Here is a 14,179-nt window from a genome sequence, read left to right as displayed (position 1 = left end):
CGGGACTGGGCCCGTCACCCCAACCGTCAGTCTCGTCGTGCAATCCGCTTCCCTCAACTGGCGTGCATCCAGCTTTTCGTGTACACCGGAAACGTGTGTCACCCCCAGCATCCGGAGGCTGCATGTCCAGGAAATGGTTTCTACTAGCCGCTTTGCCATTGGCCGCATTGACGTCGACCCATGCGTGGGCAGACCCGGGCGAGATCCAGCGGATCCTCGAGGCAAAAGAGGCCGCATGGGAGGCCGGCGACGGCGAAGCCTGGGCACGCGATTATCAGGAAGATGCGGGGCTCGTGAACCTGTTCGGGACGCGTTTCAATGATCGCGCGACCAATGCCAAACGGCATACCGAAGTCCTGCAGGGCCCCTTTGCCGGAACGTCGCTCAGCGTGGACGTTCAGGACATCACCATGCTGAGCGGTGACACGGCCTTCGCCGAAGCCCTGTTGCGGGTCTCGAACATCGCGTCCATGCCTGCGGGCCTCCCGGACCGGGGGGACGGCGTCCTGCACACACGCATGAGCTTCCTGCTCGAACACGACGGTCATCACGGCTGGCAGATTCGGTTCGGGCAAAACACCGCCGTGCATCGGTAGGCGCGCGGAACCGGCATACTGGCACGGCGGCGAACTAGATCATGGAGACCCTCTGGCTTCGTCTCCACCGGACATGACGCGGTAGCGTTCAGGTGGTGACGCCTGGGTCTCGCGATGTCCGCCCCGCGCCCACTCCGATGGATGCGAGATCACTCCCGCCCGCACCATGTTCCGCCCCGCATCCACCCGTCTGCGCGCCAGCGGTGCCCTCGTCTCCACCGCCATCACGTGACCATCGGTCCTCTCGGAAGATGGCCTTTGCATCCCCTGCGCTGCTGAAAACCGGACTATCCCGGGCCGCGATCCACGGCATGGCATCCGCACTCTCGCCCTGAGATTCAGGGAGATGCCGGTCAGCGACCCTCGAAAACGTCGACTTTTCGACGGACCCCGCAGCCAACCCCCGCCAAAAGGTCAACATTCCGTCAAAAAATTGACCTATATCAGATTATCTGGATTTTCTTCTTTTACGATGGAAGCCGCTAGGTACTGGCGGGCCCAAAACCCCGCCCTCCAGCAGGCGGGGCCCCGAATGCCCCGAGACATTTGGTCTTGTTTAAGTGGTTGTTAACTTGAGGAGGTATTGCCATGAACAAGCTGGCCAAAGCTCTTTCTACCGCGGCGCTGATCGGCGCCTTTGCATTCCCGATGCATGCCTCGGCCCAGTGGTGGGGTCCCGGCTATCACGCGCCGAATCATGGCCCCTACTACGGTCCCGGCTACGGGTACGGTCCCGGCTGGGGTCGCGGCGTAGGTGACTGGTTCGGCCTCGGCGACATGTTCGGCGACTTCGACTTCAGCATGCGCGGTCGCGGCCATGGATACGGCAGCGGGCATGGATACGGCGACTACTACGGCCGTCACTACGGGAACTACTACCCGCGTTATGGCTATGCCCCGTATTACCACCCCGCCCCCTACCAGGGTGCAGCCTGGGCTCCGCAACAGATGGCCGCGGATCAGCCTGAAGATCAGGACAACTGATCGCGATCGCGCCTTCCGGCCGATAATCAACCGGCCCGGTCTGCCCATGGCAGGCCGGGCCGGTCACGTTCCTGCACCCCGCATTTCACACCGGATCTCGCCTCCCGGAAAATCATGGGATTCCTCATCTAGCCTGAAATTGACGCTTTATCCTCGTTTCATCGCTGTTTTCGACGTTTCGCGTGTTCAGCCCCCCGTTTTGCGCTCAAACCTGACCTATAGTTCTTTCAAAAACCCCGCTGGGCCGCAGATCCCATGACCGAGACCTCGGACATCCGCAGGAAGAGCTTCGTCGCCCACATGGCGACGGTCTTCATCAACGCCCTCAACGACAACTTCTTCCGGCTGGTGGTCATTTTCATCGCCATCCGCGAGTTCGTCGCCGAGGGCGAAGGCACCTTCTACTACAGCCTGGTCGGTTTCGTGTTCCTGCTTCCGTTCGTGCTGTTCTCGCCATGGGCGGGCTACATCGCCGACCGCTACAGCAAGAAGATCGTGATCGTCTGCACCCGCATGGCCGAGGCCGCGGTGCTGCTGACCGCCGCGCTGATGCTGATCACCGACAACTTCCCCGGCCTGCTGGTGACCACCTTCCTGATGGGCCTGCAGAGCACGTTCTTCAGCCCGGCGAAGTTCGGCATCCTGCCGGAGCTGGTGCGCTACCCGCAGCTATCGCGCGCCAACGGACACATCCAGCTATGGACGTTCCTGGCGATCATCCTCGGCACCGCGCTGGCCGGGTTCGTGATGGAGTTCGCCGGCGAGGCGCTGTGGGTCCCGGCGGCCCTGATCGTGGCGCTGTCGGTCACCGGTCTGGTGACCAGCTTGTTCATCGCCCCGACTTTGGCCACCGACAACCCCGCGCCGTTCCGCCTGAACCCGTTCGCGACCGTCATGCAGTCGGTCACCGAGATCCGGCCACACCGCGTCCTGTTCATGGTAATCCTCGGCATCGCATGGTTCTGGGCTCTGGGCACGCTGTACCAACTCAACGTCCCACTGTTCGCCGAGGTCCATCTGGAGCTGGGCGAGCTCGCGACCGGCATCATCCTGACCACGCTGGCGCTCGGCATCGGAACCGGCAGCATCCTTGCCGGCTACCTGTCGCGTGGCGGCATCGCCATGCACCATGCCCCGGCCGGCATGATCGCGGCGGCCCTGATCAGCGCATTGCTGTACTTCGCCACCGACAGTTACCCCGCGACGCTGGTGCTGATGGCCCTGCTGGGCATTGCCTCCGGTTTCTTCATCGTGCCGATCACCGCCTACCTGCAGGGTCACAGCCCCGCTGACCGGCGCGGCCGCTTCATCGCCGCCAGCAACTTCCTGGCTTTCTCCGCCATGCTGGTGGCACCGGTCCTGTTCTGGCTGCTTACCGGGCCCGCCGGTGCCACGCCCGCACATGTGTTCATGATCGGTGGACTGGCCTCGCTGCTGGTCGGGCTAACGGCCCTGCGGCTGTACCGCCGCCATCGCGCGGAGGCGGATGCCTGAGCCATCAGCCTGCAGCCCGCAGCCGTTCGATCAGGCGCTGGGCGTCCCGGGGCGCGGCGCCCTCGGCATCGTTGTCGAAGTAGACATGCACCTCGCACCCCTGCGCCAGCCACTGCCGCACGCGGTCGGCCCACTGGTCCAGCAGGCGGTCGCTGTAGGCCGAGGCATAGGTGCGGGTATGCCCGTGCAGACGGCAGTAGACCAGCGGGCCCGCTATGGCCTCCCAGCACGGCCAGTCCGGGGCATCGGAATGGCAGATCCCCACTCCGGCCGCGTCCAGCTGCCCCGCCACCGCCACCGCCACGGTAAACCAGCTGGGATGGCGAAACTCGATCGCATGCCGCACCTCCGGCCAGAAGCCCAGCGCGTTGGTGAACGCCTCCAGACGCTCCTGGTTCACCGCGAAGTTCGGCGGCAATTGCCACACGACCGCCCGCAGCCGGCTCCCCATCGGTTGCATGCGGTCGCGCAGCAGCCGAACCGAGTCCCCGGCGTCCTTCAGTCGGTGGATATGCGTGACGAACCGGCTGCCCTTGATCGCGAAGCCGAAATCCGGCGGCGTCTGCTCCGCCCACCGCTGCACAGTCGTACTCGCGGGCAGGCGGTAAAAGGTGGCATTGATCTCAGCCCGCTGAAATGCCGCGCACAGTGGGCGAGCCACTCGCGCTGTGGAACCCCGCGGTAGAAGTCGTCCTTCCACGCCCGGTAGTTCCAGCCGGACGTCCCGACATACGCACAGGCCATCGAGACCTCCTTCAGGCTTGCCTGCAACGAGTGTAGCCACAGGCCTGACGCCCTATCCGGAGGGTGCCCCAATCTCGCCTGCACTCATGCAGCGGAGTCGCGTGCGGAAAGCGGGCGGCCCAATGTCCGCCCGTTCCCGGACGGCTCGCGCCCCCGGTCAGGGACGGTGACGACTCGCCCCGGTCGTCACACCGCCTGCGATCATGTGCGCCACCCGCAGTGGTTCCGGCAACCGGCTATGGACGCGCTGGTCTTCCAGGAGCCTCTGCGCCGCCTCGGGACTCAGCCCGCAGCGCTGCACGTACAACCCCGCCAGCGGTTCCATGACGCCGGCGGCCTCGATCAGTCGCCACTTGCGCACGCCCCCTGGAACAGGCCCGAGCAGCGCGCGACGAATCGCGGGCAGATCCGGTGCGTGGCGCGCCACCGCGAGGATCGGTAGCCCGGTGCGCGCGTGCAGCGCCGGCAGGTCCACCACGTTGAATCCAGCCAGGGTGATCCCCTGCAACAGGATCGCGTGCAGTTGCGGTGCAAACGGACTGTCCAGCCGCATGCCGGCGAATACCGCACCGACCACCAGCACATCACCCCGATGTGGCCGCGCGAACGGCGCATCATCGAAACCCACCACGTGTGAAAGACGCTCCTGCATCCGCTTCCCGGTCTGCCGCCTCTCGCGCCGCGGCGTTTCACAGTTCCACTGGTGTCCGCCCAGGCCTCGCCAACCCGGAGCGCACTCGGGGCGGGCCCCACCCGCAGCGGCCCCGCCCGCTCCGGCGGCCCATAACGGACTCGCCTCGAAGGGCCACCGGTTGCAGAGGCGCCCGCAATACCCTACATCATGGCAGATACAAGCCCCGTTCCAGAGCAGACCGTGACCGACGAACTGCAACGCATCCGCTTCCTGATCAAGCGTGACGGCGAGGCCGCCACGCGGGAATGGGTCGAGCGCACATTGAACATCTACCGCGAAGCGCTTGCCGGTGCGGGCAATCACCCCCCGGCAGCGCACTACCGCTCGGAGTTCGAGCACTCCATCCGCCGCTTCGAACAGTGGCTGCACGGCAACATGAGGGACGACACGATGACGTTATCCGTCGAGGAGTTCTCCCGGGCGCGGGAGATGGTCAGCGGCCTGCTGGAGGAACTGCATTTGGCGACCTATACGTTCGATGTCGAGCCGCACGACGATGGCTGGGAGATTCGGGTCGAATGCGCCGCCGAGGACGGCTGGATGACCCAAACCTTCGCCGCTAGCCGCGAGGAGCTGCGGCGCGGCGACGACGCCGGTGTGCGTCAGCGGCTGCTTGATGCCTGGGCCGGGCAGCTGGCCGGATGTCGACGCACGCGCTGACTGGACGCCTGACCGTTCCCAAAAGGCACAGACAGCCCTTGAATCCACGCCGGCCCGGGACATTTCGTACTTCTGCCCGGTCTCACCCAGTACCTGGACGACTGATCATTGACACCCCACATCTGGCGCCAACCTAGAGCGCACAAAGGGGGCTCGCCATGCGCCCGGACCTGATCACGGTATTTGGTGGCACCGGCTTTCTCGGCAGCGCGATCGTGCACGAGCTGATCGACGCCGGACACCCCGTGCGGATTGCTTCGCGCCGGGCGGCGTTACCCGCCGCGCTGGAACAACATGCCCAGGTGGAGCACTGCAGCGCCGATATCCGTGACGATGCCGCCGTCACCCGGGCCCTGGAGGGGGCCAGCGGCGTGGTGAACGCGGTCAGCCTGTATGTGGAACACCGCGACCTCCGCTTCACCACCATCCACGTGGAAGGCGCTGCGCGTCTCGCCCGATCGGCGCGCGCCGCGGGCCTGGCGAGAGTCGTGCAGATCTCCGGGATCGGGGCCGACAGCCAGTCGCGCTCCGCCTACATACGCGCCAGGGCCGAAGGCGAGTCGGCCGTGATCCGCGCGTTCCCCGACGCCTTGATCGTGCGTCCCAGCGTGCTCTTCGGCCCGCATGATGCCTTCCTGCGCAACCTGGCCGGCCTTGCGCGCCTGCCGGTGATCCCCTTGTTCGGCCGCGGAGAGACCCGCCTGCAGCCGGTGCACGTGGCCGATGTCGCCCGCGCCGTGGCCAGGCTGTTCGCCGCCACCCCGCCCGCACACCCGGTCTTCGAACTCGCTGGCCCCGACATCATGACGTACCGCCAGATCCTGACTCGGGTACTGGTTCACCTGGAACGCCAGCGCCCGATGGTGCCTGTGCCCTTCGCGCTCTGGCACGCACTGGCCCGGCTCGGCTCGCTGCTGCCGAACGCACCCCTGACCCGGGACCAGATCTTCCTGATGCAGCAGGACAACGTCGCCGACGAAACGGCGGGAAGCTTCGCCGACCTCGGCATCACGCCCCGCAGGCTGGAGGATTCCCTTCCGGACTGCCTCCCGGCGGAATGATTCCCGGATGCGCCGCCGCGCCGTGTGAAACCCAGGAAGCAGGGTGTCCTCTTCCTGCTCTCCTCCTGTCCTTTCCTGTTCGCCGGGGATGCGGCACGCCGGACCGCGGCTATATCCGGCGGCGCACACCTCACAAGCCCGCCAAATGCGCACCGCAATTGCACCATCGTTGGAGCCACCCTATGTTCCTGAATATGACGTCCTGCAATCGTGGTGATCCGATGGCACGAGCGCACACCTTCGACCGAATCACTGCCCGGCCACTCGCGCTGCTAACCACCCTGTGGCTGCTGGGCGGCGCCGCCGTCGCCGAGGACGACCCGGGCGCCCAAATTGCGCGGGAAGGCAATGATCGCGGCGCGACCGCCTGCATCCAGTGCCACGGCGAACAGGGACAGGGCCAGGCACAGCCCCCATTCCCACGCCTGGCGGGGCTCCCGAAGGCCTACTTGGTCGAGCAGATGACGGCCTACAGGGAAGGCCAGCGCCCGAATGCCACAATGGCCCAGATCGCCCAGCATCTGGACGATGACGAGATCGAGGCGGTCAGCCGCCACTACGCCGAGATGAAACCGGCGGGCGGGCCGCACCGGGTACCCGAAGACCTGGTAGAAAAAGGGCGCGAGATTGCGCTCGAAGGGCTGCCGGAGCGAAACATCCAGTCCTGCGCCTCCTGCCATGGCGAACAGGGGCGCGAGCGCAACCCCAGCCTGCCACCGCTCGCCGGCCATCCCCCGCGTTATCTCATGGCACAGCTCCAGGCCTATGCCCAGGGGGCCCGCAAGACCGCCCTGGCCGGTTTGATGCAGGGCATCGCCCAGGAGCTGGAGGAAGAAGAGATGGCCGCCGTGTCGGCCTACTTCGCCTCGATTCCCGCCCGCGAGGAATGACCCCTTTGCTGCCGCCCGGACCGGACATCAACGAGCCCCGGGGGCGCAGGGCCGTGGGGGCCCGGCTTCCGTCCATCCCGCCGGCGGGCTCAATCCCTAGATAGCCCCCCGACGCGTAGCGAGCCTCGACCGCAGTGCGGAAATGTCCCGGAGTGGGTATCTTGTTGGCGCGGGACAAGGCAATCCCGCTGTCGGGTCCGGTATCGCGCGGCCCGGATGAGTCAAAACAGGGAGAGAAACATGCCAGGGAAACTGATCGCGGGCGGCCTCGTGGTCGCCGCCGCCGGTGTCGGGTATTACCACTACGAGGTCCGGCAGGTCGAGCAGAAGCTCGACGACATGGTGGAGATGCTCCAGCCGCTCGGCACGCTGCACTACTCCGACGTCGGGTTCGGCCTCGGGGGCGAACTGCACGTCAACGGGCTGCTGTTTGAACCCAACAACACGGCCATCGGCCGCATGCGCGCAGACCGCATCACCCTGGAAGCCGGAAACCTGTGGCGGCTCGCCCGGCTTCGGCACACGCTGGATGCCCGACGCCTGCCGCGGCAGCTCGGGTTTTCCGTGCACGGGCTGACCCTGCCCGCCGGCATCGCCGCAGGCGCGCAGGGCGACACGCCTGCGCTGTGGCTCGACACCGCCGGCTGCGGGGCCTATCAGGCCGCCCCGCCGGACGCCCTGATGGCCGCCCTCGGCTATCGCGACATCCCGCTGGACTTCGGCGCCCACTACCACCTCGAAGAGGACCGCAACAGCCTGACCGTGCACAGCACGTTCGGCATGGGCCCACTGGGCCAGGGCTCCTCCACCGGACACTTCGACATCCAGGCCACCTCGAACCGGGTTCGCGATCTCGCTCCGGCGCTAGTGACCGCCTCGCTACAATCCTTGACCGTGGGGTACGCGGACCGGGGGTACTACCCTGCACTGATGGAATTCTGCGCGAACGAGATGGAGATGGCTCTCGAGGACTATACCGAGCACCACAAAGGCGCCTGGGTCGAGGCCTGGCGACCCTTCGGCGTGCAGCCCGGGCCCGGCATGGTCGATGCCTACGGACGCTTTATCGAGGATCCCAAGGACGTTTCGCTGCGCATTGGCCCGATCGACAACCCGGCGCTCCTCTGGGCCAACGCCGACACCCCGACCCACCTGCTACGTCGGGTCGAGTCCAGCCTGACCGTGGCCGGAAAACACTACGGTCGCGTCGATCTGCGCCCCGTCACCCCGGGCCCCGCCAGACCGACGACGACCGAGAATACGAACTTGCATACGGGCCCGGCCGCCTCGGCCACGGCACCCGATTTATCGCCTGTCCCGAACATCGCACTGAATGCCCTGGGCGACCACATTGGCCGCAATATCCGCATCCAGCTCGCCGACGGGCGCACCCGCGATGGCGAACTGCTCGGAATCGAGGAGGAGCACATCCGTGTGCGCCGACGCTTCGGCAGCGGCTACATGGTCGTGCCACTCGCGCTGTCCGACATCGCCGAGGTGCGCCCACTCCGCTGAGGCCTGCGCGCCCCGCCATTGCAGAAAGCTGCTGGAGCACAACATGGCATTGCACCACGCCACACCCGGAGAGATCGTGGACGTTCGCCCCCTGGGGAAAGAACTGCGCGGGTCAAAAAGTGCAACGCTGCTGCGTTCGGAACACTTGCAAGTCTTCCGCGTCGTGCTCCCCAAAGGCGAAGAGTTCAGTGATCACGCCGTACCCGGAGAGATCACGGTCCAATGCCTGGAAGGCTCGGTCGATTTCCGCATCGGGGAAGACAAGGTCCAGCGGCTCACCGCCGGCGCCCTGATCTACCTGAATGGGGGTCAGCCCCATGCCCTCAAGGCGCTGGAAGACGCGTCAGTCCTGGTGACCATCTACCACCCGCGATAGCCTGATCAACCGATATTTGGCGTGATTCCACGCCACCATCCCGGACTGCACCGGGCCGGTTCCAGGCCCAGGCGCCACTCAGCGCTTGCTTGAGACGGAACCGACTGCCTCTGCGCGCTCGAGTAGACCGCCCCCCGAGTCCCATCCTCGCGCAGGCGAGATGACCGGGGCTGACCTTGCCCTTTGCCCATCCACTGCCAGCCGAAATGCCCGGGGTCGAACCTTGCCCTTTGCCCATCCGCCGCCAATCCGCCGACCTGCTACATCCGCAGGAAGAATTCTTAGCCCTGCCGGCAGCGACTTCACAGGGTGTTCCGGTACATCCGCCCGCCCTTCATGATCAACCGCAACGAGTTCTCCGGCTCCGCCAGGAAGGACAGATCCCGCTCCGGCTCCCCGTCGACCACCAGCAGGTCTGCCAGGCCACCGGGCTGAACAACCCCCAGACCGCTGCCGTAGGGCGCGCGCGGCCCGGATAACGCCAGGCAGCGGCCGTTGTCCCCAGTAGCCATGCGCAGTACCTCGAAGGGTTCGTAGAAGCGGGTCATCTTGGCCAGCTGACGCCCCTGGGTATGGGTCTTGTCGGGGGCAAACAGGATGTCCGTGCCCCAGGCGGTCTGTACCTCATGCTCGCGTGCCCACGCGTAGGCCTGTTCCGTACCCCTGGCCACCCGCGTCTGCTTCGCCACCTGTTCCGGATCCCGGTAAACGTTGGAGTCCTCGTCCTGGAGAAATGGCTGCAGGCTCCACCAGACGCCCTCGCCCGCCATCATGCGGACCGCCTCCTCGTCTGCCAGCTGGCCGTGTTCGATGCAGCCGACACCCGCGCGGATGGCGCGCTTGATCCCTTCGGGCACGTAAACGTGCACCGTGGCATAGGTGCCCCAGTCCCTGGCGGCCTCGACACCCGCGCGCAACTCCCGCTCGGTGTACTGCACGCTATCCAGGGGATCGTAGAGGGAGGCCACACCGCCACCAGCCATTAGCTTGATCTGGCTTGCGCCCAGCATGAGCTGTTCCCGCGCGCGACGGAGCACCTCGTCGGCGCCATCGGCGATCACCGACACCCCGGAAAGCTCCGTCTGGGTGGGGCCGGACAGGGCCGTGCGCGGTACTTCATGGCGCATGCGGAAATCACCGTGCCCCGAGGTCTGGCTGATCATCGCGCCGGAGGGGAAGATGCGCGGCCCCGGGGTAACGCCTTCGTCAATGACGCGCTTGAGAGCGAAGGCGGGGCCGCCCACGTCGCGCACCGTGGTGAAACCACGCATCAGCGTCGCCCGCGCCTCGCGCGCCGCCTGCAGGTGAATGTAGGCCGGATCCGCCGTCAGGGCGGTGCGCATGTCCACCCCCGCCAGGGTGGTATGCCAGTGGGCATCGATGAGTCCGGGCATCACCACCCGTCCTCCGCAATCCACACGCAGCACACCCTCGGGCGCTGCGTCCGGCGTGATCAGATCGACGATCCGCTCACCCTGGATCAAAACCGCCACGCCTTCCCTCAGATGGAGGGACTGGCCATCGAACAGCCGCAGATTCACCAGTAGCAGGGGGCGATCCGGCAGGCCCGGCCGCTCATCCGGCCCGGCCGCTACTCGGAACCCGGCGAACATGCCCACCAGCGCCGCCATGCCTCCCAGCATACGCCGGCGGCTGATGTCCGCCTCGATACGCTGCATGGCGCGCATGGTCTCCGGCCGGCCGCACAGGCACGACATGCCCCCGGGGTGTTCGATGCCGCAGCAGGGGTGGGAGTGGACAGGCTCGTGCATCACTGGGCTCCTTGGGCAAGGCCGCTGACCAGTAAACACCGGGAGACGTCCGCGCCGCCCGATCCCTAGTTCAGATTAGCAGGGATGAGTGCATCTTGACCCTCATTCTCATCCCTTTGTCTCTTTCGAAACATTGTCGGAAGTTGAGCCGTGACGGCGATATCGGACCCCACGAATCCAGCTCCCCGGAGCAGGTTCAAGCGCTAATCAGCGCGAGGTTGGGGCGGAACCGATTGCTTCTGCGAGCTGGAATAGACGCTCAGGGCGGTCACGGTCAGCAGGATCAGTCCCATGCCAAAGACCTGGAGTGCGCCCAGGGTCTCGCTCAGGAACACCACGCCGAACAGCGACGCAGTCACCGGCTCGACCATCGCCACGATGGACGCGACGGCGGGTGCCGTGTGGTTCAGGCCGATGATGTAGAAAATGAACGACAATCCGGCGCCCAGCACGCCCAGTATCACGAACAACGGCCAGCTCGGCGTGCTCAGCACAGCCACGGTCTGGTCGGGATCGCCCAGCCCGAACAGGATGACGACCAGGACCGCGAACGCAATCACCAGAATCGCCTGCGGGCTGCCGTGGGGTGCCGCGAACTTGAAGCCGAAGATGAAGACCGCGTAGGACAGCCCCGAAGCCAGACCGGCCCCGGCGGCGATCGGCGTCACGTCACCGGCACCGATATCGTAAATACCCGTCAGCAGCACCACACCCAGCATGACCATCGCGATCGCGACCCACTTGAACAGGGTGGGTTTTTCGAGCCCGAGTGCAAAAGAGACGAGATAAACGAATACCGGCGCGCAGTACATCAGTGTCGCAGCCACCGCGACACTGCCCTCGGCGATGCTCAGGAAGTAGAAGGTGAAGTTGCCCGCGACCCCCAGGCCGGCGATCGCCGACCAGAACCACATGCGGCCACTGGCCAATCCGCTGCCATGCGGGCGAATCGCAAGCCAGGCGAGCACGAACAGCAGCCCGATCGCGCCCCGGTAGAACGACACCACCACCGGATCCCAACCCTGGCCCGTGAGAATGCCCCCAATCCCGCCGGACAGCCCCCAGGAAAACGCCGCCAGGGCGACGAACAGCGTGCTCAGACCCACCACTTTTTCGGATGAAAGCGACCTCAGCGGGTTCGGTGCGCCCTGTGCCATTCAGCCAGTCCCTATCGTGGGTCGTGAGTGAGTCCCGACCCGTCGATCTGCTGGTCGGCGACATGTTTCGCGTTGACCCCGCGATGGGTCAGCGAAACGCCGCACAATATAACAGCGCCACACGTCGTGATGTTGTGAGACATCAACGAGCCCGGGACATTAGAGAAGCCCTTGCCGCTTGGGTGGAGGCGCGGCGCGGAAGGACGGCCTGAGCCCTTGCCGCCCTCGCGGCTCCCGGGAAAATCAGTCGTGGACGATGATACGCGCGCCGGCGGGGTCGATATCGACGCGGGAACTCGAATACTCGCAGGCGTCCGCGATTTCCTTCAGCTCTGGCATATTGTTGAGCTCCGCCAGTTTCCGCAACAGGCCGCCTTCGCAGTCGCATTGCATCCCTCTGTCGGGATCGGCTGTGCACTTGAACTCACCCCCATCCACCGACCAGTCCATGCCCGATGGCATCTTCATGATCACCGGCTCCTCGCGCCTCACCTGCATCTTCACCCGATCCGCGTTCTGTCCGTCCTGCCAATCCACGGTCGGCAAATTGTCTCTGGCCATCATGTCACTCCTTCCATCCGAATATCCCGCGCAGTGTCACGAGATTTATGCCCATCGTGCGGGGCGCCTTCCGACCTTTGCTTTGATGCCGGGCCGCTTTCCACGCTCGAAAAAATAGGCCGATGTCAGGCTGGCGTCCGTACGGTTTCAAACATATCGAAGACCGTGGGTGTCCTCTTTCTCCTCTTTCTGACGGGCAAGCGCGCCCGCCAGTTCAGGCAGGACCGCCAACGCCGATCCATGCTCAACCCGCCTTGGCCTTGGGTTCACCCCACGCCTCGACCACGTGCAGATGCGACTCCAGCGAGGCCCTTGGATCCTGGGCGTATTCGCGTACCGCGCCCTCGATCGCCCGGAGTGCATCATCGGCGCCGAGTAGCTTCACCAGAAACCAGGCCTGATCCACCGGATTGGCATCCCGGCCGGGCGCATCGAGGCCGGTCAGAGTCTCGTCGCCGATGGACCCCCTGAGGGATTGGTACAGCGGCCGCAACACCTGCGCCCCGTACTGCTCCGCGAGATACTCGCACTGCTTCGCCACCCGAGAGTTCGCCTCGGGTTGCAGGATGGCTGGTTTGTTCATGTCTTCTCCTTGAGAGCCCCTGAAGGCCCTCCTGATCAACGGCCCCGTCCGCGTCGGTGCCCCATTGTTCCCGGGACCAGACGCGTCACGCAGACCAGTAGTCATTCTTCCGGCACGGGATCCAACGCAGCATTGCGGGATAGGGGCCCCAAGCCCGAAGGGGCTCGAGACACGTCGCCACGCGCGCTAAGGGTTGGTTGCCCGTATAACTCCAATCCATCCCGCAATCCTCATGAATGACTGGTCTGTGACATTGCCAACCCACCCGAAAACTCTGCATAGCCAGCCCTCGCCCGTCTGTGCGGGGACACACAAATACGCCTCACAACCACGCGCGGCGCGCATATCCATTGCGCCACTCAAGCCGACGCGGCGGGGCCTATTTGTGCGGGAAGGCGCCGCGGCTGCTCCTCTGGCGACGCCGGCCTGCCAAATCCGCAGTAGACCCCATAGCGCGGGCTCACTGGCACTCAGGCCGCCACTCCTGTACACAGGGGCGCCTGTCACAAACACCATCCGGAGCTTGCATGTCCAGGAAACCGTTCCTACTGATCGCCTTGCCCCTGGCCGCACTCATGGCGGCCCCTGCTTGGGCCGACGACGGCGAGATCCAGCGCATCCTGGAGGCCAAGGGGGCCGCATGGGAAGCCGGCGATGGCGAGGCCTGGGCACGCGACTATGCGGAGAACGCCGGGGTAATCAATCTCGTCGGCACGCGCCTCGAGGACCGTTCGAGCAATGCACAACGGCATACGGACTTGCTGCAGGGCCCCTTTGCCGGAACCTCGCTAAGCGTCGACGTACAGGACATCATCCTGCTCGGCGACGACACCGCCTTCGCAGAAGTCATGTTTCGGGTTGCGGGCATTGAATCCATGCCGGAAGGCCTGCCGGACCGCGGCGACGGCGAGCTGCACACGCGTATGAGCTTCCTGTTCGAGCGCCACGATCACCACGGCTGGCAGATCCAGTTCGGACAGAACACCGCCGTGCACCCATAGCAGCCGTCGGGATCAGACCTGGCCTTTCGTTCCCGCCGGAACCCTCCAGGGGCAAACGGCAAGGTCTGACCCCATAGAGATTCAACTCTTA

14 protein-coding genes and 1 pseudogene are annotated in these 14,179 nt (G+C 65.6%); 9 read left to right on the top strand and 6 right to left on the bottom strand.

All coding sequences use genetic code 11. The annotated features are described in order from the left end of the window. Nucleotides 1–122 precede the first annotated feature (122 nt). The 3 genes from D579_RS0100620 (at nt 123) to D579_RS0100610 (ending at nt 3,074) form a co-directional block, all read left to right on the top strand. On the top strand, nt 123–596 hold the full coding sequence (locus tag D579_RS0100620) for an SgcJ/EcaC family oxidoreductase (RefSeq protein WP_026289397.1): 474 nt from the start codon (nt 123–125) through the stop codon (nt 594–596). A 588-nt stretch (nt 597–1,184) separates the two neighbouring features. Next, complete coding sequence (locus D579_RS0100615; protein ID WP_018950763.1) at nt 1,185–1,580, top strand: sulfur globule family protein; 396 nt, start codon at nt 1,185–1,187, stop codon at nt 1,578–1,580. A 255-nt stretch (nt 1,581–1,835) separates the two neighbouring features. Next, on the top strand, nt 1,836–3,074 hold the full coding sequence (locus tag D579_RS0100610; RefSeq protein WP_026289396.1) for an MFS transporter: 1,239 nt from the start codon (nt 1,836–1,838) through the stop codon (nt 3,072–3,074). 4 nt (nt 3,075–3,078) lie between these two features. Here D579_RS0100610 and D579_RS14095 read toward each other — a convergent pair. Together D579_RS14095 and D579_RS0100600 are read right to left on the bottom strand one after the other, a co-directional pair. Further along, nucleotides 3,079–3,818: pseudogene (locus D579_RS14095) on the bottom strand (DUF72 domain-containing protein). A gap of 157 nt (nt 3,819–3,975) precedes the next feature. Beyond that, a complete protein-coding gene (locus D579_RS0100600) occupies nt 3,976–4,470 on the bottom strand; it encodes a DUF99 family protein (protein ID WP_018950759.1) in 495 nt (164 codons plus the stop codon). Nucleotides 4,471–4,692: 222 nt separating this feature from the next. Between D579_RS0100600 and D579_RS0100595 the strand changes: the two genes are divergently transcribed. The 5 genes from D579_RS0100595 to D579_RS0100575 all read left to right on the top strand — a co-directional run bounded on the left by D579_RS0100595 (nt 4,693) and on the right by D579_RS0100575 (nt 9,014). Then, nucleotides 4,693–5,172 carry a hypothetical protein gene (locus tag D579_RS0100595; RefSeq protein WP_018144261.1) on the top strand — a complete coding sequence of 160 codons (480 nt, stop codon included), beginning with the start codon at nt 4,693–4,695 and terminating at the stop codon, nt 5,170–5,172. Nucleotides 5,173–5,330: 158 nt separating this feature from the next. After that, complete coding sequence (locus tag D579_RS0100590; protein ID WP_018938154.1) at nt 5,331–6,233, top strand: complex I NDUFA9 subunit family protein; 903 nt, start codon at nt 5,331–5,333, stop codon at nt 6,231–6,233. Between the two features lie 221 nt (nt 6,234–6,454). Continuing rightward, complete coding sequence (locus D579_RS0100585) at nt 6,455–7,123, top strand: cytochrome c (RefSeq protein WP_026289395.1); 669 nt, start codon at nt 6,455–6,457, stop codon at nt 7,121–7,123. Between the two features lie 240 nt (nt 7,124–7,363). After that, nucleotides 7,364–8,638, top strand: a complete 1,275-nt coding sequence (locus tag D579_RS0100580) for a hypothetical protein (RefSeq protein WP_018950757.1) — start codon at nt 7,364–7,366, stop codon at nt 8,636–8,638. Nucleotides 8,639–8,681: 43 nt separating this feature from the next. Beyond that, complete coding sequence (locus tag D579_RS0100575; protein ID WP_018950756.1) at nt 8,682–9,014, top strand: cupin domain-containing protein; 333 nt, start codon at nt 8,682–8,684, stop codon at nt 9,012–9,014. A gap of 302 nt (nt 9,015–9,316) precedes the next feature. Here D579_RS0100575 and D579_RS0100570 read toward each other — a convergent pair whose 3' ends face one another. The 4 genes from D579_RS0100570 to D579_RS0100555 form a co-directional block, all read right to left on the bottom strand. Then, nucleotides 9,317–10,786, bottom strand: a complete 1,470-nt coding sequence (locus tag D579_RS0100570; protein WP_018950755.1) for an amidohydrolase family protein — start codon at nt 10,784–10,786, stop codon at nt 9,317–9,319. 203 nt (nt 10,787–10,989) lie between these two features. Then, the gene (locus D579_RS0100565; RefSeq protein ID WP_051074756.1) at nt 10,990–11,943 is read right to left on the bottom strand and encodes a DMT family transporter; all 954 of its coding nucleotides are present in this window, start codon (nt 11,941–11,943) and stop codon (nt 10,990–10,992) included. Nucleotides 11,944–12,186: 243 nt separating this feature from the next. Continuing rightward, nucleotides 12,187–12,507: a hypothetical protein gene (locus D579_RS0100560; RefSeq protein WP_018950754.1), complete on the bottom strand. Its 321-nt coding sequence runs from the start codon at nt 12,505–12,507 to the stop codon at nt 12,187–12,189. A gap of 241 nt (nt 12,508–12,748) precedes the next feature. Then, nucleotides 12,749–13,087 (bottom strand): hypothetical protein, encoded by a 339-nt coding sequence (locus D579_RS0100555; RefSeq protein WP_018144270.1) that lies wholly within the window; start codon nt 13,085–13,087, stop codon nt 12,749–12,751. Nucleotides 13,088–13,614: 527 nt separating this feature from the next. Between D579_RS0100555 and D579_RS0100550 the strand changes: the two genes are divergently transcribed. After that, nucleotides 13,615–14,088, top strand: a complete 474-nt coding sequence (locus tag D579_RS0100550; protein WP_018938162.1) for an SgcJ/EcaC family oxidoreductase — start codon at nt 13,615–13,617, stop codon at nt 14,086–14,088. Nucleotides 14,089–14,179 lie beyond the last annotated feature (91 nt).

It is taken from the genome of Thioalkalivibrio sp. AKL12 (genome assembly GCF_000377925.1).
GTDB classification, from domain to species: Bacteria; Pseudomonadota; Gammaproteobacteria; order Ectothiorhodospirales; family Ectothiorhodospiraceae; genus Thioalkalivibrio; species Thioalkalivibrio versutus.
The sequence above is the reverse complement of the archived record's forward strand: the minus strand, read 5'-3'. Positions and strand labels throughout refer to the sequence as shown.

What these genes read in the sequence shown, in the direction of transcription:
- D579_RS0100590 (WP_018938154.1), top strand. Translation starts at nt 5,331, where the DNA reads ATGCGCCCGGACCTGATCACGGTATTTGGTGGCACCGGCTTTCTCGGC.
- D579_RS0100555 (WP_018144270.1), bottom strand. Translation starts at nt 13,087, where the DNA reads ATGAACAAACCAGCCATCCTGCAACCCGAGGCGAACTCTCGGGTGGCG.
- D579_RS0100560 (WP_018950754.1), bottom strand. Translation starts at nt 12,507, where the DNA reads ATGATGGCCAGAGACAATTTGCCGACCGTGGATTGGCAGGACGGACAG.
- D579_RS0100610 (WP_026289396.1), top strand. Translation starts at nt 1,836, where the DNA reads ATGACCGAGACCTCGGACATCCGCAGGAAGAGCTTCGTCGCCCACATG.
- D579_RS0100550 (WP_018938162.1), top strand. Translation starts at nt 13,615, where the DNA reads ATGTCCAGGAAACCGTTCCTACTGATCGCCTTGCCCCTGGCCGCACTC.
- D579_RS0100600 (WP_018950759.1), bottom strand. Translation starts at nt 4,470, where the DNA reads ATGCAGGAGCGTCTTTCACACGTGGTGGGTTTCGATGATGCGCCGTTC.
- D579_RS0100620 (WP_026289397.1), top strand. Translation starts at nt 123, where the DNA reads ATGTCCAGGAAATGGTTTCTACTAGCCGCTTTGCCATTGGCCGCATTG.
- D579_RS0100570 (WP_018950755.1), bottom strand. Translation starts at nt 10,786, where the DNA reads ATGCACGAGCCTGTCCACTCCCACCCCTGCTGCGGCATCGAACACCCC.
- D579_RS0100585 (WP_026289395.1), top strand. Translation starts at nt 6,455, where the DNA reads ATGGCACGAGCGCACACCTTCGACCGAATCACTGCCCGGCCACTCGCG.
- D579_RS0100580 (WP_018950757.1), top strand. Translation starts at nt 7,364, where the DNA reads ATGCCAGGGAAACTGATCGCGGGCGGCCTCGTGGTCGCCGCCGCCGGT.
- D579_RS0100615 (WP_018950763.1), top strand. Translation starts at nt 1,185, where the DNA reads ATGAACAAGCTGGCCAAAGCTCTTTCTACCGCGGCGCTGATCGGCGCC.
- D579_RS0100575 (WP_018950756.1), top strand. Translation starts at nt 8,682, where the DNA reads ATGGCATTGCACCACGCCACACCCGGAGAGATCGTGGACGTTCGCCCC.
- D579_RS0100565 (WP_051074756.1), bottom strand. Translation starts at nt 11,943, where the DNA reads ATGGCACAGGGCGCACCGAACCCGCTGAGGTCGCTTTCATCCGAAAAA.